General features: G+C 55.7%; 15 protein-coding genes. 8 read left to right on the top strand and 7 right to left on the bottom strand.

Annotation, left to right across the window (positions count from 1 at the left end):
- Positions 1-49: 49 nt before the first annotated feature.
- On the bottom strand, positions 50-1,111 hold the full coding sequence (locus A0U92_RS06050; RefSeq protein WP_236748292.1) for an alpha/beta fold hydrolase: 1,062 nt from the start codon (positions 1,109-1,111) through the stop codon (positions 50-52).
- A 137-nt stretch (positions 1,112-1,248) separates the two neighbouring features.
- Between A0U92_RS06050 and A0U92_RS06045 the strand changes: the two genes are divergently transcribed.
- The 8 genes from A0U92_RS06045 to A0U92_RS06010 all read left to right on the top strand — a co-directional run bounded on the left by A0U92_RS06045 (position 1,249) and on the right by A0U92_RS06010 (position 10,690).
- The gene (locus A0U92_RS06045) at positions 1,249-1,464 is read left to right on the top strand and encodes a zinc-finger domain-containing protein (protein WP_010666503.1); all 216 of its coding nucleotides are present in this window, start codon (positions 1,249-1,251) and stop codon (positions 1,462-1,464) included.
- Positions 1,465-1,504: 40 nt separating this feature from the next.
- Positions 1,505-4,270, top strand: a complete 2,766-nt coding sequence (gene polA, locus A0U92_RS06040) for a DNA polymerase I (protein ID WP_408736101.1) — start codon at positions 1,505-1,507, stop codon at positions 4,268-4,270.
- Complete coding sequence (locus tag A0U92_RS06035; protein ID WP_077812442.1) at positions 4,270-4,920, top strand: SCO family protein; 651 nt, start codon at positions 4,270-4,272, stop codon at positions 4,918-4,920. The genes polA and A0U92_RS06035 overlap by 1 nt, the downstream gene beginning before the upstream one ends.
- A gap of 132 nt (positions 4,921-5,052) precedes the next feature.
- Complete coding sequence (locus tag A0U92_RS06030) at positions 5,053-6,747, top strand: ABC transporter substrate-binding protein (RefSeq protein ID WP_236748291.1); 1,695 nt, start codon at positions 5,053-5,055, stop codon at positions 6,745-6,747.
- Between the two features lie 5 nt (positions 6,748-6,752).
- Positions 6,753-7,751: an ABC transporter permease gene (locus tag A0U92_RS06025; RefSeq protein WP_187668917.1), complete on the top strand. Its 999-nt coding sequence runs from the start codon at positions 6,753-6,755 to the stop codon at positions 7,749-7,751.
- Positions 7,751-8,725, top strand: a complete 975-nt coding sequence (locus A0U92_RS06020; RefSeq protein ID WP_077812439.1) for an ABC transporter permease — start codon at positions 7,751-7,753, stop codon at positions 8,723-8,725. Before A0U92_RS06025 ends, A0U92_RS06020 begins: the two co-directional genes overlap by 1 nt.
- Positions 8,715-9,728, top strand: coding sequence for an ABC transporter ATP-binding protein (locus A0U92_RS06015; protein WP_077812438.1), 1,014 nt, complete (start codon positions 8,715-8,717; stop codon positions 9,726-9,728). Before A0U92_RS06020 ends, A0U92_RS06015 begins: the two co-directional genes overlap by 11 nt.
- Positions 9,725-10,690, top strand: a complete 966-nt coding sequence (locus A0U92_RS06010; protein WP_077812437.1) for an ABC transporter ATP-binding protein — start codon at positions 9,725-9,727, stop codon at positions 10,688-10,690. The genes A0U92_RS06015 and A0U92_RS06010 overlap by 4 nt, the downstream gene beginning before the upstream one ends.
- A gap of 381 nt (positions 10,691-11,071) precedes the next feature.
- Here the strand turns inward: A0U92_RS06010 and A0U92_RS18625 are convergent, their stop codons facing one another.
- The 6 genes from A0U92_RS18625 to A0U92_RS05985 all read right to left on the bottom strand — a co-directional run bounded on the left by A0U92_RS18625 (position 11,072) and on the right by A0U92_RS05985 (position 18,304).
- Positions 11,072-11,473: an ATP-binding cassette domain-containing protein gene (locus A0U92_RS18625; protein ID WP_149026391.1), complete on the bottom strand. Its 402-nt coding sequence runs from the start codon at positions 11,471-11,473 to the stop codon at positions 11,072-11,074.
- A gap of 141 nt (positions 11,474-11,614) precedes the next feature.
- The gene (locus tag A0U92_RS18620) at positions 11,615-11,851 is read right to left on the bottom strand and encodes an ATP-binding cassette domain-containing protein (RefSeq protein ID WP_149026390.1); all 237 of its coding nucleotides are present in this window, start codon (positions 11,849-11,851) and stop codon (positions 11,615-11,617) included.
- Between the two features lie 643 nt (positions 11,852-12,494).
- Positions 12,495-14,408 carry an extracellular solute-binding protein gene (locus A0U92_RS17985; protein ID WP_222927854.1) on the bottom strand — a complete coding sequence of 638 codons (1,914 nt, stop codon included), beginning with the start codon at positions 14,406-14,408 and terminating at the stop codon, positions 12,495-12,497.
- On the bottom strand, positions 14,405-14,728 hold the full coding sequence (locus A0U92_RS17980; protein ID WP_222927871.1) for an ABC transporter permease: 324 nt from the start codon (positions 14,726-14,728) through the stop codon (positions 14,405-14,407). The genes A0U92_RS17985 and A0U92_RS17980 overlap by 4 nt, the downstream gene beginning before the upstream one ends.
- The gene (locus tag A0U92_RS05990) at positions 14,629-15,240 is read right to left on the bottom strand and encodes an ABC transporter permease (RefSeq protein ID WP_222927853.1); all 612 of its coding nucleotides are present in this window, start codon (positions 15,238-15,240) and stop codon (positions 14,629-14,631) included. Before A0U92_RS05990 ends, A0U92_RS17980 begins: the two co-directional genes overlap by 100 nt.
- Before the next feature lie 805 nt (positions 15,241-16,045).
- Positions 16,046-18,304, bottom strand: coding sequence for a TonB-dependent receptor domain-containing protein (locus A0U92_RS05985; protein WP_236748289.1), 2,259 nt, complete (start codon positions 18,302-18,304; stop codon positions 16,046-16,048).
- Positions 18,305-18,499 lie beyond the last annotated feature (195 nt).

The raw sequence follows: 18,499 nt of genomic DNA, 5'->3' as shown, positions 1-18,499 counted from the left end.
AGGCTGTGTTTGCCAAGAGGATAAACGCCTCTCGTAAAAACCCTCTCTGTCAGGGCAGAGAGAGCCTGTCCACCTGCGCAGGCAGCAATCCAAACGGTGCATTCACGCCTTGTTGGCCACCATTTTCAGCAGACCAGACTCCTGCGGAAACATCGCCTCCCGATGGCAGCAACGTGTCAGGCTGCTGCAGCCAGGACAGGATATCTTCCATGACACGATGCCCTGCCCTGTCCCGCAGCAGAAGATGATGCCCCCCAGGAATCAGATCACGTCTGACAGAGGAAGGGAAACGTCTCCATGCTTCCGTCATAGCCTGAGCCGGCACGAGTTGATCGTGATCTCCATAAATAACAAGCGTCGGGAACATCTGGCGAGAAGCAGCGTGAGCCGCCTGCGCCATCAGATCAACAAGCCCACGCAACGCACCAAATTTTGTGACGTGGAGCGTCAGAGGATCGAAATAGAGCCGCCGCAACGCCGCAATATTATCGCTTGCCACAACATGGACCGGTAATTCTCGCCCCGAGACGCGTCCATCCGGATCAATAGCTGCCAGAAAATGGGCCGACGCCTTGCCGAACGGTCCGATTTTCCACACAGCAGGCGCCAGCAGAACGACCCCCGAAAGGGGAAGTGTGGACGTCTCGCTGGCGGCAATCATGGCGACCGCGCCACCCATGCTCTCCCCCATCAGCCATACAGGACGCCCCGGACGCTCTGTCGCGAGCAGGTTCAGTTCTTCACGCACATCCTCGACAAGACGGTCTGTACCGACCCATCCGCCGCGTTCTGGCGCCGAGCCAAAGCCACGCAAATCCGGCGCCCAGACGCTGAATCCAGCCTGAGCGAATGATGGCGCCGTCGCCTCCCAGGCGTCACGACTGTCATTGAAGCCATGAAGAGCAAGAATAGCGCCTTTTTCCACTCCCTGAGCGGGCCAGATACGGAGAGGTATGCGGGCGTCGTCAGACAGTGTGATTATGCGATCAGGCGGCACAAGACGGGCATATTTCGCGTAACGAGGCGGAACCCGGATATCCGGTTCGCGAGCGCAGCCAGCAAGAGCCAGCCCGGTCAGCATGAGAGTAGCCAGTCGGCCTGAAAATCGCATGATATGATGAAAGCCAGACAAAAGAGCGTACGGGTGGTTTGAACTCACGACATTCATGCGTATCATCGCGCACCTGACAGGCCAACCGGTGTGTCTCCCTGAAGCCGGTCTCATGACCATCTCACAGGATCATGTTCATGCTTATTCAGCCTACCAATCCGACCCCACGGCCTCGGCTGGGCCATGTCGAAACAGTGATCGTGCAGAACCGCAAGATTTCCTGTGATGGAGGTCTTGGAGCGCTCGGGCATCCCAAGGTGTGGCTGAAAATCGGCGGAGACCAGACATTCTGCCCCTATTGCTCCCGCCTTTTCGTGCTGGACCCGAACGCCACGCCGGACAGCGCGCACTGAGGTTTTTCACTTCATGACCCAAACGGGGAACAAAGCGGGCATGCCCCACCTGATTCTGGTGGATGGCAGTGGTTTCATCTTCCGGGCTTTTCACGCCCTTCCTCCCATGAGCAACCCGGAAGGCGTGCCGGTCAACGCCGTTTACGGCTTCTGCAATATGCTGACCCGCCTGATGCGGGAGCATGTCGGCACACATCTGGCCGTGGTTTTCGATGCCGGACGGGTGACGTTCCGCAACGAGATCTATGCCCAGTACAAGGCGCATCGCCCGGACGTCCCTGAGGATCTGATTCCCCAGTTTGGACTGATCCGGGAGGCGACCGCAGCCTTTGGCGTGCCCGGCATTGAGCTTGAGGGATTCGAAGCCGACGATCTGATCGCTAGCTATGCCCGCTTTATTGAGCAGACCGGTGGCCACTGCACCATCGTTTCCTCCGACAAGGATCTGATGCAACTCATCAGTCCGCAGGTCGAGATGATGGACCCGATCAAGCAGAAACCGATCCGGGCCGAGGAAGTCGAAGCCAAGTTCGGTGTCGGACCGGACAAGGTCATCGACGTGCAGGCCCTGATGGGCGACCCGACCGACAACGTGCCGGGAATCCCGGGGATTGGCCCCAAAACGGCGTCCGCGCTGGTCAGCGAGTTCGGCGATCTGGAAGCCGTGCTGGCTGCGGCTCCGGACATGAAGAAATCCAAGCGTCGAGACTCACTGATCGAGCATGCCGAAGCCGCGCGCGTTTCGCTCAGGCTGGTCACGCTGAAAAATGATGTTCCCCTGCCCGTCCCCGTAACCGACATGGCTGTGCAGGAGCCGAATGAGGAAGCGCTGGGAGACTGGCTCGACCGGATGGGTTTCCGCTCCATCCGCCATCGGTTCGGACTTGGAGACGGCAAGCCTCTGGCTCAGGCGGCGTCCGCTGCGGCGATGCGTTTCACCAACGGCGGTTCTCACTCAGTTGCAACGCCTCCTCCCGAGCAGGTCCCCTATAGCGGTTATGAAACCGTGACCGATCTTGTCACGCTGGAAAGATGGGTCACAGAAGCCTGCGTTGCCGGTGTCTGCGCTGTGGACACGGAAACGGATGGTCTTGATCCGCTGAAAGCCCGCATGGTCGGCCTTTCGCTGGCCACGGCACCAGGTCGGGCCTGTTATGTGCCGCTGCTGCATGAAGGTACGCTGGAAGCGCCGGTTGGACACCAGATTTCGGTATCCGAAGCTGTGGTTGCGCTTGAACCGCTGTTTACGGACTCATCCGTTCTCAAGGTTTTCCAGAACGCCAAATTCGACATTCTGGTGTTCCGTGGCGCGGGCGCGGCTCCCATTGCCCCGATCGACGACACGATGCTGATCTCCTACGCCCAGTCGGCCGGTCTGCATGGTCAGGGCATGGATGAACTCTCGAAGCTTCATCTGGGTCATGTCCCGATCACCTACGATCAGGTCACGGGAACGGGTCGCAACCGTATTCCCTTCCAGCAGGTGCCGCTGGACAAGGCGACAGCCTATGCCGCTGAAGATGCCGATGTGACCCTGCGTTTATGGCTGAAGCTGCATCCCCAGCTACGCACCAATAAGGCGCTGGCTCTTTATGAAGGCTATGAGCGTCCGCTGATCGCTGTGCTGAGCGACATGGAACAGACCGGCATCAAGGTCGATGCTCATGAATTGCGCCGCCTTTCGGAGAATTTCGAAGGCCGGATGGCCACCATTGAGAAAGAGATACACTCGGTTGTCGGGCGTCCGTTCAACGTGGGCTCACCCAAGCAGCTTGGTGAAATCCTGTTCGATGAAATGGGACTGCCCGGCGGCAAGCGCGGCAAGACAGGCGCATGGAGCACGGATTCCTCCGTTCTGCAGGAACTCGCCGATCAGGGGCAGGAACTTCCCGAAAAGATCCTTGCCTGGCGTCAGCTTTCCAAGCTGAAAAGCACCTATACGGATGCCCTGCTCAAGCAGATGGACCCGGCCACAAACCGCGTCCACACCACGTTCCAGATGGCCATCACCACCACAGGTCGCCTCTCTTCCAACGACCCGAATCTTCAGAACATCCCTGTCCGCACGGAGGAAGGCGCTCAGATCCGCAAGAGCTTCATCGCTCCTGAAGGCAAGGTTCTGCTGTCCGCCGACTATTCACAGATCGAACTGCGTCTGCTGGCCAGTGTCGCGGATGTGCCGACCTTGCGGGAAGCGTTCGCTCTGGGACAGGACATTCATGCCCGCACTGCTTCCGAGGTGTTTGGGGTGCCGCTTGAAGGCATGGACCCGCTGACCCGCCGACGCGCCAAAGCCATCAACTTCGGCATCATCTACGGTATTTCGGCTTTCGGTCTCAGCAAACAGCTCGGTATCTCCATGGGTGAGGCCCGCGCCTATATCGACGCCTACTTCGCCCGCTATCCCGGCATCCGGGACTACATGGACGAGCGCAAGACTGAAGCGAAAGCGCATGGCTATGTCGTGACGCCGCTCGGGCGTCGCTGTTACGTCCCCGGCATTACGGCGAAAAACGGTGCGCAGCGTTCCTATGCCGAGCGTCAGGCGATCAACGCGCCGTTGCAGGGCGGCGCCGCGGATATCATCAAACGCGCCATGGTTCGCCTGCCTCATGCTCTGGAACAAGCCGCTCTGCCCGCCACAATGCTGTTGCAGGTGCATGACGAACTTCTCTTTGAAGTGGAAAAAGATGCCGCTGAAGAGACGGCCGCACTTGTGAAAAAGATGATGGAAGGCGCGGCGGATCTGCCCGTGCCACTGGTTGTCGAAACCGGCATTGGAGCCAACTGGGCCGAGGCGCACTGATGAACACCATCCAGAACATTCCCAAAGCTCCTGATCCCGGGAAAAAACCCGGCAGAGCAGGTCTGATCATTACCCTGACGATCACCTTCGCAGCCTGCGTCGCCGGGTATGTCGCTTACAGGGCCTCGGACGCCATGGGGCCACTTGTCTCTTCAAACGGCAATGAGGTCGGTGGCAGTTTCCGCCTGATGGATTCATCGGACGGAACCATGACTGATGCGCATTTTCGGGGACGGTGGATGCTGGTCATGTTCGGAGCGATCCATTGCACGAATGACGCCTGCACGCCTGCACTCACACGTCTGAGCACGGCGCTTCAGGCCGTTGATCCAAGCCGCCAGCTCTTCGCGCCTCTGTTCATCAGCCTCGATCCAAACCGGGATCTGGCGATGAATCTCAGACAGTATGCCCTCAAATTCAACGCGAAGATCATCACTGGTACTGCCGCCCCCATTACGCTGGAGGCCGTCGCCAGGGAATATCACGCTCCGATCGTGAGACACTCCGACCCCTACTGGGAATATACTTACGAACTCTCACCTCGTATCGTCATCATGAATCCCGAGGGGCGTTACACCGGAACCATCGAGACCGCCGCCAGCGCGGATGAAATGGAAAAACGCCTGCGCGCTCTTGTGGAGCAGCACTGACGGATGCATCGCGGTTTTCGATCCTTTTTCCGGACTCCTTCGTTTTCTGTCGATGGGGGTCGCGCTCTTTCGGCTTCCCTTCCATTAAAACATCAGAGCTTCACATCAGAAGTCAGAATACGGAGGCATGCCGTGTTCTCTGTTCTGGCGCTCTGGCTGGCGCTGGCAGGCTCACCGCTTCATGCCACGATCGTTGCTCCCGGCGCACCGGACAGTCCCGAAACGGGCGGTATCCTGCGTATAACGGCCGAGAATTCGGGCGGAACGCTCGACCCGCAGATCAGCTACGTTCACATCACCTACCAAATGGAAGCCATCGTCTATGACGGGCTGACCACCTTCGCCAAGACGCCCAGCAAGCTCAGCAGTCACGCCATTCCGGACCTTGCGGAAGCCCTGCCGGAACCGCAGGACGGTGGCCGAACCTATGTGTTTCATCTGCGTCACGGCATTCATTTCTCGAACGGCAAGGAAGTGACCCCAGATGATGTGGTTGCTTCCATGCAGCGGATTTTCAAGGTGAACAGTCCGACCGCAGGACCGTATTACAGCCATATCGTCGGCGGCGAGGCATGCCTGAAAGATACGGAACACTGCACGCTGAAAGGCGGGGTGGAAGCTGACGACCGGGCGTGGACCGTCACCTTTCATCTGACGCATCCGGACGCCGAATTTTTCGACCGGCTGGCGTTTCAGCATGCCTCCATCCTGCCTGCCGACACTCCGGCGCATGATACCGGCAACGAAGCGCCCCTCGGGACAGGCCCCTACAGGATTGTCTCCTATGAGCCCAACTCCGGCCTGAAGATGGAGCGCAACCCATACTTCAGACAGTGGGATGCAGTGGCCCAGCCAGCAGGCTATCCCGACGAAATCCACTATTCCTTCGGGCTGGACCCGGAAGCCGCCGTCACGGCCATCGAGAACAACCAGTATGACTGGATGCTGGAGAGCGTGCCTCTGGACCGACAGGCGGAAGTCGGCGCGCGTTTTTCCGACCGTGTGAAACTGATAGAGCAGCTCGTCATCTATTACGCCGCGCTGAACGTGAATCTTCCCCCTTTCAACGACCTTCGTGTTCGGCAGGCGCTGAACTACGCGCTGAACCGCAAGGCGGTTGTGATCTACAATGGTGGACCCGCAGTCTCCACGGCGGCCTGCCAGATGCTGCCGACGGGCGCACCAGGATATGAGCCGGGCTGCGCCTACACAAAAGGCGCATCGCCGGAACATCCAGCGCCCGAGTGGAAAGAGCCCGATCTCGCACTGGCGAAAAAGCTGGTTGAGGAAAGCGGCACCAAGGGCCAGAAAGTGGTCATTGTTACACCGGGCTCGGGCGGCTCGGGCGCTATCGCCAACGAGATCCGCGCCACACTGGTCGATCTGGGTTACGTCGCCTCCGTGCGGCCCATCACGCCAGTGATCGAATTCAGCTATATCCAGAACAGCGATAACAAGGTCCAAATCGGCCTGACCGGCTGGAGCGCGGATTACCCGTCAGCCTCCTCTTTCCTGCGGACACTGTTTTCCTGCGCGACATTCATTCCGCATTCGAGCAACTCCATCAACGCCTCCCAGTTCTGCGACCCGAAACTGGATGCGCTGATGGACAGGGCGGCCGAAGTTTCGCTGACCGACCAGAAAGCGGGCGATGCTCTGTGGGCCGAAGCCTCCCGTGCACTGATGGCGCAGGCCCCGGCCCTGCCGCTCGACCAGACACGCCGCGTGGCGCTGACTTCCACCCGCGTGCATGGCGAATACGATACGCCAATTTATGAAGCCGTCTTTTCACAAATGAAGTTGCGCCGTGCGGGAGACGCGCCGTGAGCGGTATGCAGGAAAAGGCTCCTCCCGGTCCATGGCGGAGCGCGTTCCGGGTGCTGGCGCGTAACCGTGCCGCGATGGTGTCGTTTGGCGTGCTGGGACTCATGGTGCTGCTCAGTCTGCTCGCGCCGTTCTACGCCCACGACATCGCCCATACTGACCCGTTCCGCGCCAATGTCGCCGGGTCGTTCACGCTGGATGGCAAAATCATCGATATTATGCAGCCGAATGACAATCCGCTGCATCTGGGACTGACGCCCGCTGGTCCGACATGGAATCCGTTCGCCTACATGCTCGGCTCGGACAGTCAGGGCCGCGATGTGGCGGCACGTCTGCTGTATGGCGGGCGGATTTCCCTGCTGATCTCCTTTGCGGCGGCGGCGTTGTGCATCGTCATCGCCAGTGTGGTGGGGATTCTCGCGGGCTTTTTTGGCGGTGTCGTGGATATGGTGCTGTCACGCATCATGGACATCATGTGGGCCGTGCCGGTCTATCTGTTCGCCATCTCGCTCTCGATCGTGACCATCAGTGACGGGCTGCATATCGGCCCGATCAGGCTGGAAGCGGATAACCTGATCATTCCCATCGCCATCATCGCGCTGGTCTATATGCCCTACGCCGCCCGCCCGATCCGGGGGCGTGTCATGGCGCTGCGGAACGCCGATTTCGTCATGGCGGCACGGAGCCTCGGCGTGCCGCGCTGGCGTATCCTGCTGGTGGATATCCTGCCGAACGTCGCCAGTTCCATTGTCGTGCTGGCTCCCCTGCTGGCGGCCTTCGCACTGCTGACTGAGTCCGCGCTCTCCTTCCTGTCCATCGGCGTGCAGGCCCCGACAGCCTCGTGGGGCACGATCATTCAGGATGGCGAAGGGCTGATCTACTCGCGTCCGATGGTCGCCATCGCGCCGGGTCTGGCCATCGTCATCGTCGTGGTGGCGCTGAATGTACTGGGTGACGGGCTGCGGGATGCGCTGGACGTGCGCGAGACCAGCAAGAGGGGCGCGTAATGCTGAAAGCCCTTCTCCAGCGGTTCGGTCAGACCGTTTTCGTGCTGTTCGGCATTTCCGTGCTGGTGTTTCTGGTGTTCTTCGCTACGCCTGGCGCGGACCCGACTTCACGCATCGCCGGCAAGAACGCCTCCCCTGAGACCATCGCCAAGGTGCGGCAGGAATACGGGTTCGACCGTCCCCTGCCCGTCCAGTATACGACCATGATGAAGAAGCTCTTCATCACGCAGGATCTGACCTCCTACGCCAATCGTGGCGAAAAGGTCGTGCCGGAACTGATCAAGGCCGCGCCCGTCACGCTGTCACTGGCGACCGGTGGCGCTGTGATCTGGGTGGTGGCGTCCATTCTCATGGGCACGGTCGCGGCGGCGTTTCGCGGCACATGGATCGACCGGACGCTGATGGCCGTAGGGTTGGTGGGTATCTCCATTCCGGTGTTCTGGCTCGGGCAGGTCGCCAATCTCATCACACAGGCGCGCTATCACGACACATGGCTGTTCTCATGGGTGCCCGCGCTCGGTTATGTGCCGTTCGCGGAAAGCCCGGTCGGCTGGTTCAAGGCGCTGATCATCCCCTGGTGTACGCTCGCGGTGCTGTTTATCGGCGTCTATGCCCGCGTGCTGCGCTCGGATCTTGTAACCGTGTCGGGCGAGGACTTCATGCGCACGGCCCGCGCCAAGGGACTGTCTCCCACCCGCGTGCTGCTGGTGCATGGTCTCCGAACGTCCATGATCACCTTCGTCTCCCTGTTCGGCATGGATTTCGCCCAGTTGATCGGCGGCGGCGCGCTGCTGACGGAAGTGGTGTTCGGCCTTCAGGGTGTCGGGCGGCTGACCTATCAGGCGCTCTCGGCGCTTGATCTGCCGCTCATCATGGCCAGCGTGATGTATTCCGCCGTGTTCGTCGTGCTGGCGAATGCGCTGGTGGATGTGATCTACATCTTTCTCGACCCGAGAGTGCGCGATGGCCGGTGATGCTCCCCTTCTCGACGTGCGCGATCTCTGCGTGAGTTTCCGCTCGGGTGGCCGCGATGTGCCAATCATCGAGAACGTCTCGTTTAGCGTGAATGAGCGGGAAATCCTTGGCATCGTTGGAGAATCCGGCTCCGGCAAAAGCGTGACGGCCATGGCCATCATGCGCCTGATTGACGATCCGGGCGTCAGTCTGCGGGGCTCCGTACGGTTCCGTGGGCAGGAACTGACGACGCTGCCGCAGAAAGCGTTCCGGCACATACGCGGCCGCGAAATCGCGATGATCTTTCAGGACCCGATGACGGCCTTCACGCCGGTTTACACAATCGGCTGGCAGATCGACGAGGCGATCCGCGTGCATGAGCGTGTCTCGAAGTCCGAAGCCCGCACACGCACGGTCCGACTGCTTGGCGACATGGGCGTGCCGGACCCGGAGCGCACCGCCAACCGCTATCCGCACCAGTTGTCCGGTGGCCTGCGCCAGCGTGCGATGATCGCCATGGCGCTCTCCTGCAATCCGGCCCTGCTGATCGCCGACGAACCGACCACGGCGCTGGATGTCACCGTGCAGGCGCAGATTCTTGATCTTCTGCGTAATCTCCGCACGGATTACGGATCTGCCGTCATGCTTATCACGCACGATATGGGCGTTGTGGCGGAGACCTGCGACCACGTGATGGTGCTGTATTCCGGGCGTGTGGCAGAGCGCGGGCCTGCGTCGGCAGTTTTTGAACAGCCTGCACATCCTTATACAGCCGCACTGCTGGATTCCATTCCGCCGCTGACCGGACCGCGCCCGGTGCGTCTGCCTTCCATTGCGGGCATGCCCCCTACCCCGCTCGAACGTCCTTCCGGCTGCGCGTTTGCGCCGCGCTGTCATTATGCACATGACGCCTGTTCGATCCTACCGCCACTCGTTCGCTTTGCGAGCCAGGATATTGCGTGCGTTCTGCCGGGTGAAGGAAAAGCGCTGCCACCACGCATTCTCCACGGGATCGAGGCATGACAGACATTCTGAAAGCTGTTGACCTTCGCAAGGATTATCGCCTGCCGCGTGGCAGGACATTACGGGCTCTGGATAACGTATCGCTCACGGTACGGTCCGGTGAAGTGCTCGGACTTGTGGGGGAGTCCGGTTGTGGAAAGTCCACTCTGGGGCGCTGCCTGCTGCGCCTGACCGATCTGTCTTCTGGCACAATCCTTTTCGAAGATCAGGATATTTCCAGAATGAATGACCGCGTCCTGCGCCCCGTGCGGCGACAGATGCAGATGGTCTTTCAGGATTCCTACGCCGCGCTCAATCCCAAACGACGGATCGGCGATCTTCTGGCCGAGCCTTTGCGGGTCCATCCCGATGAAAACGGCCAGAAACGCACTCGTCAGGTGATTGACGCCCGACTTGATGAACTGATGGATCTCGTCAGTCTGCCGCGTTCCGCTCTTGCCCGCTATCCACACGAATTTTCCGGAGGGCAGCGCCAGCGGATCAACATCGCCCGTGCGCTGGCGCTCTCTCCACGCCTGATCGTGGCGGATGAACCGGTTTCCGCGCTGGATGTGTCGGTGCAGGCCCAGATCGTCAATCTGTTCACCGATCTCAGAGAACAGCTTGGTCTGACTTACGTTTTCATCGCACACGATCTTGCTGTGGTCAGACAGATTTCAACGCGTGTGGCGGTGATGTATCTTGGCGCCATTGTCGAGCTTGGCGACACCGACACGGTCATGCAGCGACCGGCGCATCCCTACACGATGGCTTTGATTTCCGCCGTTCCGGAGCCCGTCATCGGGGCCAGTGACCGGCGTATTCTGCTGCGTGGTGATGTGCCGTCACCCATCTCACCTCCTTCAGGATGTCGTTTTCACACCCGATGCCCGAAAGCAGAACACCGATGCGCGAAGGAATCTCCAGAACTCCGTCTGGTTGAGGATCACCACGAAGTTTCCTGTCATTTTCCGAACATCTGATCATCTTCAACGTAAAAGATCATAAAAATATCCTGGAATACGGGTTTTCGTAAGTGACGCTTGCCATTTTCCAGATTCAAACCGCGCGCAAAGGGCATCGCGCTCCAGATCGAAGACCCAGTTCAATAACGGCACCTTCGCGTATATCCGTTTCAACCCGATCACGCGGAACATCAACCCAAAGGCTGGAAGTTCCCAGCTTCGCCAGCAGCCTCAGACTATGTCCATGAAAGATTATTCAGGTAATCTGCCCCAGGAAAGTATCAGTTTCTCCTTTTTTCATCTGAACGATGCCTTCCGGACGTATCGCTACTGTCAGTTTACTCCCTGCCATTGCTGCCAATTCTGCTGAACCCGTCACGACAGGTCGCCCGCCACCGGTCAACTGAAACCGTATCGCTGAGGGTTCTCGCAGAAGAAATATTCCCGGCAGCAGATTGGTCGTACCAATGAAGCCCGCCACAAATTTTGGGGCGGCCGGTCATAAATCGTTGCAGAATCAGCAATCTGTTCGAACTGACCTTTATTCATGACCGAGATCCGGTCGGAAACTGAAAGGGCCTCCGTCTGATCGTGCGTGACCATGACAAAGGTTGTGCCAAGTTCCTTCTGCGGTTGCTTGCGTTCATTCTGCATATGCTCACGCAGACTGGCATCAAGAGCCGAGAGCGATTCATCAAGCAGCAGTAACTGGGGCTGACAGACGAGTGCACGCGCCAATACTACACGTTGCCTATGACCACCTGACAGACTACCGATCCGTACATCTGCTCTGTCAGGCAACCTTGCGAGTTCAAAGGCTTCCTATACTTTCCGTGCCCGGTCACGGCTGGACATACCTCGCAACGTCAGACCGAACGCGATATTTTCCTGCACGTTCATATTGGGAAACAGTGCATAATCCTGAAAAACCGTATTGACCGGTCAGTCGAAAGGAAGAAGCGGGTTTATATCCCGTTCATCAAGCAATACCCAACCAGAAGTCGGCATTTCAAAACCTGCGATAATCCTGAGAGTGGTTGTCTTTCCACATCCCGAAGGTCCAAGAAGACTGAGGAACTCGTCCCTCACTATGGAAAGACTGATATTGTCCAGGCCGACCGAACCACCCGGAAAGACCTTGTTCACACTATCAAGTCCGAGAAGTGGTCCCTTGCTCATGATCTTTCTCCGGTTTGCTCGTATTGACCCACATATTTTCAGAAATACCCCGCGTATTAAAGTGATACAGGCAGATGCGGAAGACCAAACTGTCACCTTTCCCCAATCGGCAATGGACCCATCAATCCACAATATCAGTTGACCTGAAAGACCATATCCAAATTCATGTCCACCATGAGCATATGATCCGAACGTTGCGCCCGGTTCCACCACAACCAGTATTCCGGTCAGAGCAGCCGCAGAGGGTGAATCCAGTCTTTTAGTGATTCCTTCGGAATAAATCTGAAATATCTTTCTGGCGCTGACTGGCACGCAATAAAGATCATGACAGAACTCGCCGTCGTCTGACACAAGCTCTTCCGTTGCACAGCTACAGCAGCAGCCAGCGGCTACATCACCTTGACGCTCAGGGATGACAGACCTCTTTCTCTCCGGCTGAGTGCGTCCACAGAGATTCTCTGTCTTTCCTGAAAGTTCCGAAATTGACAGTATTTTTTCCAATAAAGATCTTTAATTCTTCGACCGATCAGGATATCGGCTTCTGATACCCGCGCACTTCGTGTGACATGACCTGACACCATCCCATACTCTTTCTGGAACCGGGTCACTTCTCTGTTCGGGAAGGTTGAGCTGGCTTCTGGCTTCAGCCACCCGCCTTGATTTTTTCCAGCATTTTCCCCAGCTCTTCAGCCTGTTTCATGGGGCCGGTAAAGATTGTCTTTTTCAGCATGTCTTCCGGATTGGCAGGTAGTTCCAGTTCCTTCAGTTTTTCAGCAGGTATGGCGGCAAAGGCTGTTGACGTTGACGCTCCGTAGCCATTATTTTCAATCAGATGTTTTCCTGAAGCAGCTTCCAGACGGCTGTTGATGAAGTCGTAAGCCAGATCCTTGTTCTTCATCCCCTCGATGAAGACAAAACCGCAGGCCCATGTCAGCATACCTTCCCTGGGTCTCATGAAGGCGACGGGAACACCCTGCTTTTTCAGGGTCACCGCTGACGCATTCCACGTCATGGCAGCGACGAAAGTGCCGCTGGCCAGCGACTGCTCAACAGATGTCATATCCGTGGTGTAGGCTGCCGTCAGAGGACGCTGTTCCCGAAGCTTGTTGGCCACTTTCTCAAGGTCGGCAGGACTGAGATCGAACGGATTTACTCCGGCTACAAGGGCTGCCACGATGGACGTGTCATGGACGGCATCGATCGTGGCCATGCGGCCGGCATATCGTTTATCCCACAGCAGATTCCAGCTCTGCTCGGCGTCAGGCAGAAGATCCACACGATAAAGGATCGATGTATTACCCCAGTCCCAGGGGACCATCCAGACTTTTCCATCGCCCGCCTGAATATCCGGCAGATTACGGAAAATCGGAAATATGTTGTTCCAGTTCTTGATTTTGGTGGTGTCGATCGGCTCAATCATGCCAGCTTTTTGCCAGCGGGCAATCTTGTCATAACAGGGATGAGCAAGATCGGGATGGAAACCGGCCTTCAGTTTTGTAAAAGCATCATCATCATCGTCAAACATTGAAATGCTTATGGAATCAGGATGCGCCTTCAGATAGGCCTCGTTATATTCCGGCAGTTCATACCCCGACCATGTCAGGTAACTTAGTTTTCGATCTTCAGCGTGCGCCAGAGAAGACATTACAAGAGAAAGCGCCAGAGCAGAACAGGCGAATATCTTTGCAACCACGGAAAAACGGTCAGTCGTCATGATTCCCCTCCATTGCGATCGTTGTAAATGATTACGTGCTCTGCCCTCTTCGAGCATCAGCGCGGAAAGAATGGCTACGACAACACCGATAACCAGAATGACACTTCCCAGCGCCATGACGATTGGCAGTGACTTTGGGAAACGGAGTTGCCCCCAGATATAGACTGGCAATATGGGGTGAGATCCGGTGAGGAAAAAAGCGATGATGACCTCATCGAAACTGGTCAGAAAGGCCAGCATGAACGCTGACCCTATGGCGGATGCTGCCATGGGCAGGAGAATACGGCGCATCAGCGTCCATTCCCGGGCGCCAAGATCTTCGACCGCCTCAGGGATCGAACGGGAAATAGCGGAAAATCTTGCATGCATGACCATGACCGTTGCGGGCATCACCAGAAGGATATGTCCATAGATAATGGCGCTGATGGAAGGACAGATCCCCATGAGGTTGGCCACGCTCAACATGGCGATACCAATGATAACTCCCGGTGTCAGAATGTGAAATTTCACTATAAAGGAAAGACTTTTCGAAAATATTTTTGTGATGAATACAGCCGCATAAGCAATTGTGGTCTCGCATGCCGTCGCAATAGCGGCAGATGTCAGGCCGACTTTCAGGCTGGCAATGAGTGCGTTTCTTACGCCTTCATTGCGCAGAAGGATACGATACCAGCAGAAGGTAAATCCTTTCAGTAGAAAGGCGGCCTGAATTGAATCATTGAATGAGAACAGTGGAACCAGACAGATAGGGAGGTAAAGAGAAATGAGATAACAGAATACAGACAACCACAGGAGCATGCCGACGGTTGAGGACTGATGGGCCGGAACAACAGGCAGTCTCATGCCTTGCTCTCCTTGCCTGCTTCAGTTTTTCGGAGAAGACCGATCAAACCTGCTATGACCAGCATGACGGTGACCGACAGCGCCGCGCCGAACGGCCAGTCGTTTGCACGACCGAACTGCATTTCAATCAAAGAGCCGATCATCACGCTCTGTGGCCCACCCACGAGCGCTGGTGTCACATAGTTCCCTACTGTTGGGATGAAGACCACCATGATCGCGGTCAGAACACCGGGAAGCGAATACGGCAGGACAATCCACCTGAAAGTCGTCCAGGACCGCGCGTCCAGATCTGCTGCGGCTTCCAGAAAGGAAGCTGGCATGTTTTCAAGCGCCGTATAGATGGGCAGGATTGCAAACGGTGGGTAAGATGAGCAAGGATTACGACAACCGCTGCTTGTGTATTCAGAACAGCCAGCGAGGGTTCGTAAAGTAGTCCTGCCCCAACCAGAAACGAGTTCAGAACGCCGTTATAAGCCAGCATGATTTTCCATACGAAGATGCGCAGGAGATAACTGGTCCAAAACGGCAGTGTGACACGGAACAGAACCAGTTTCTGATAGCGCCCACCATTTACGGCGATGCAGTAGACCGGATAAGCGGCCACGACAGTCGCCAGCGTTGCAAACCCGGTCAATAATACTGACCTGAGGGCAATCCACGCATAGGGCGGATCAGTAAGAATGGTCAGGAAATTAGAAGCCGTCCATCCACTTCCAAGAAAAGAGCCGTCGTTATGGCGGAAGGCAAGGAAAGTAACGAGGCTTAATGAAAACACCACCAGCCCAAGACCGAATACGGTACCGGGCAGAAAAATACCACAGCGGAAAAACACACTTCCCGCTCCGGAGATTTTATCTGGTTTAGTGAATATCACTCAGGTGATCTCTCAAATATGAAATCATAAGTCATGAGTTTCACATAACAAGAAATCCGGTCAATACGTTTTTATATAGAAATGAAAATAAATAGGGAAATCAAGAAAAACATTTAAAATCATACTTTTATAAATTCAATTCTCATAAATTTAATATCGCAACCATGCAATCGTTTGTTTTTCGATATGATTGTGACTACGCGCATCGCGTCAAGTAGTTGTAATGCATCTGAAACTGGCATTTGATGCCGTGACAATCAGCCATCACGAAACCATGTTCAGGTTATTTGCTGTATTCCGCTTAAACCCGTCATTTTCGTTGAAATGCTTTTCTGTGCAGCCTGCGCTCCCGGCTATCAATAGGCGAGAAGTAACCTGTCCTTTCCCCGATACAGGATCGACAGGAGGTAGCTGGTCCAGAAACAGGAAGCGGACAGTGGCAAATAGAGATACCAGTATTGCAAGCCTGGTCAACATTTATGACCTGAGAACAATCCCGCACAAAGCGGGTCAGTTACCTCTCACGGTTGCGCTGTAAAAATGTCGAAAATAAAAGTCCTCCTGCAGCAGAATCTTTAAAACACTATTAAAAAAATTCCTCTGTAAAACTGAAAGCATGGAAACAACACTAAACCACATACCACCGTGCTGACGCGTCTGTATGTCCGCAAAATACATCGTCATGCTCTTCGACTCCCGGTTCAGGGATCGATCCCTGAACCGGAACAGTTACTTTTCAGACCCGCAGGTCATCATGGTTTTATCAGAAATCTGCCTTGATAGAGCCGAAAGCGGTCCTCGGCATACCAAGAATCATGGACTGGAAGCTGTAACCACTTGCTGAATCCAATGGGTTTCCGTTTTCACCCATCGTGGCCACATAATACTGGTTGGTGATGTTATTGAGGTTGAACGCCACGGTCAGACCTTTAACGATCCCTCCCAGACGCGCCCCACCATCTGACGGTTTCTTGACGTGCCATTGCAGACCAAGATTGGCGAGCCAGTAACTGGGAGCATGAATCTGTCCAGAATAATCATAATTTCTATGGCCGATATAGTTACCCTCGATATAAAAACTCAGGCTGCGCCAGTCATAGGCAAGATTCGCCTTGTACATGAAGCGCGGATAGTTCACGACCTGCTGATTCTTGGTGTGATAGACAACTCCCTGCTGTGTGATATTCTGATCGTAAACAGCATGATTATAACTTACACTGTTTGAAATCGAAAGATTATGAATCGGGCGGATGACAAACTGTGCGTCCACACCGTTCATCGTTATGCCGCCCACATTCTGGACCGCCGACACCGGATTGAGCAGAGACCCGGAGGTAACCTGCTGAAGGCGATTGAAATAATTGGTCCGATAAGCATAGACCGAGGCATCCATAAGGCGATCCGAATAACGGTAACCGATGGCATATGTCCAGTCTGTTTCAGGTCGTATTGAACTTCTGCTCAAATTGTAGGCCGCCTGCGTGACTGCGAAGGGCGAAGCTGAAAGCTTGAAGCCCGATTCCATATAATTACGAGCATTCTCAGAAATATCTATGAATATGTCATGATTTTTCAGGAACCGATAATCGACGCCAATATGCGGAAGAAAGGCCTTCGCCGTGGTCAGACTTTCACCCGAAGTAATACTGCCGCTCGAAGCACCGTAGTAGGCGCTGCTCAGATATCCGTCACCGACTCTTTGTGTCGAGAGAATGGATTTGAAACCGAAATGCAGGGCCAGATTCTGAATGGGACGGTAAGTATCGTTTACAAATGCCGTGAAGGTATTGGAATTATAGTTCTGGTTGAATATCTCGGCAAAAGGCGTGCCGTAGTGCCCGAGATTGTTCGGAAGCCCTCCCACGATCTGGCCATTGACAACATTCGGCTGCTCATAAGCCCACATTGAGGACTGGTAGGAGTTGTTTTCATACCAGGCGCCAAGGCCTATATGGTTTCGCGCAATATCATAGGACACCCTGGAGAGGATGCCGAATCGCTGGAAAGAAGGCTGTTTGACAATTTCACTGAGCGGCGAACCGTTGGGCGATGCGAAATAAGGAGAATTCCAGCCGGTTTTCTGCATATCAGCATGACCATAGGCGGTCGTCACCCATTTCAGCTGATCTGTCAGGGTCAGATCCGATTTCAGATACCCCATGAAGCCGTGTTCGTTGGTAGGTCCATCATAATAAGACGCGTCGAGAGGATCGGACAGTTTCTCGAAGCCTTTGGGGTAGATCCCCTTGCTGGCATTGACCGCAGCCAGATATCCGCTAGCCTTGCCGTTATAGTAATTGTCTACCTTATACCCCAGTTTCTGTATAACTTCCGGTGACAGATCCTGATATTCATAAGAATGCATGTCATAATAATTGAAATAGGCTGACAAGGCGCTTTTCTGCGCGATCGGCTGGATCAGCTTGGCGGTAGCCTGCTGCGAAAACTGTTCACCAGCGCCTTTCCATTTCTGCTGGTCATTACGAAGATAGGAAACATAAAACCGCGTTCCCGTCGCGTTCAGGTCGCCGCTGTCTATCCGTGTGTAAGTATGGTACATCGAATAGCTGCCGAACCCCTGCTGAAGGGAAGCCCCCAGCTTGTGAGCGGGATCGATAGACCTATAGGCGAGTGAACCGCCGAGATTGTTGCTTGCCGCAACCTCTTCCGCGCCAGCCGACTGAGACACATCGATTCCAGCGACATTTTCCGGCGCGACTGCGAGACTTGGATTAACACCGTTGTAGTTACGATAAGTCATTTCCCCAAGAGGCATGTCATCCAGCGTGACACCGACATCCTTTTGGGCAAACCCGTGCATGTAGATCTGCGTGCCCCAGGTGGACGATCCCAGCGCATCGGCGGACTGGAAATTGATCCCCGGCGACTGGTTAAGGGCTGCCATGGGGTTCATGCCCGGAGACAAGCGTTCGATTGCGGCTCGGGAGACGAGGATATGTCCCGCCGCCGCCCGCCGGCGGGTGGCAACCCTGATCGCCTCTCCTGCACCTGAAGCTTCCACGGAGGTAGGCGCCTTATGTTTCCGAGCTACTATCACCGGTTTTGACGCGACTTTGGAAGAACCAGATATCTTATGGCCATGTGTGCTGGCGGCAAAGGCACTATTGTACAAGAAGGGATAAGTGGACAAAATCGTTGTCATACCGAGTGCAGATAAAAAGACCGGTTTTCTTTGTATTGTGAACAATCTCATCAC

Origin of the sequence: Acetobacter aceti (genome assembly GCF_002005445.1) — a bacterium.
In the GTDB taxonomy this organism is placed as follows: Bacteria; Pseudomonadota; Alphaproteobacteria; order Acetobacterales; family Acetobacteraceae; genus Acetobacter; species Acetobacter aceti_B.
This window is presented reverse-complemented; position numbering and strand designations above follow the sequence as displayed.

Excerpts from the sequence above, each read along its gene's own strand:
- A0U92_RS17980 (WP_222927871.1), bottom strand. The coding sequence starts at position 14,728 with ATGCCAGCTTCCTTTCTGGAAGCCGCAGCAGATCTGGACGCGCGGTCC.
- A0U92_RS06010 (WP_077812437.1), top strand. The coding sequence starts at position 9,725 with ATGACAGACATTCTGAAAGCTGTTGACCTTCGCAAGGATTATCGCCTG.
- polA (WP_408736101.1), top strand. The coding sequence starts at position 1,505 with ATGCCCCACCTGATTCTGGTGGATGGCAGTGGTTTCATCTTCCGGGCT.
- A0U92_RS06015 (WP_077812438.1), top strand. The coding sequence starts at position 8,715 with ATGGCCGGTGATGCTCCCCTTCTCGACGTGCGCGATCTCTGCGTGAGT.
- A0U92_RS06035 (WP_077812442.1), top strand. The coding sequence starts at position 4,270 with ATGAACACCATCCAGAACATTCCCAAAGCTCCTGATCCCGGGAAAAAA.
- A0U92_RS06025 (WP_187668917.1), top strand. The coding sequence starts at position 6,753 with ATGCAGGAAAAGGCTCCTCCCGGTCCATGGCGGAGCGCGTTCCGGGTG.
- A0U92_RS06020 (WP_077812439.1), top strand. The coding sequence starts at position 7,751 with ATGCTGAAAGCCCTTCTCCAGCGGTTCGGTCAGACCGTTTTCGTGCTG.
- A0U92_RS18620 (WP_149026390.1), bottom strand. The coding sequence starts at position 11,851 with ATGAGCAAGGGACCACTTCTCGGACTTGATAGTGTGAACAAGGTCTTT.
- A0U92_RS06045 (WP_010666503.1), top strand. The coding sequence starts at position 1,249 with ATGCTTATTCAGCCTACCAATCCGACCCCACGGCCTCGGCTGGGCCAT.
- A0U92_RS06050 (WP_236748292.1), bottom strand. The coding sequence starts at position 1,111 with ATGCGATTTTCAGGCCGACTGGCTACTCTCATGCTGACCGGGCTGGCT.
- A0U92_RS17985 (WP_222927854.1), bottom strand. The coding sequence starts at position 14,408 with ATGAGACTGCCTGTTGTTCCGGCCCATCAGTCCTCAACCGTCGGCATG.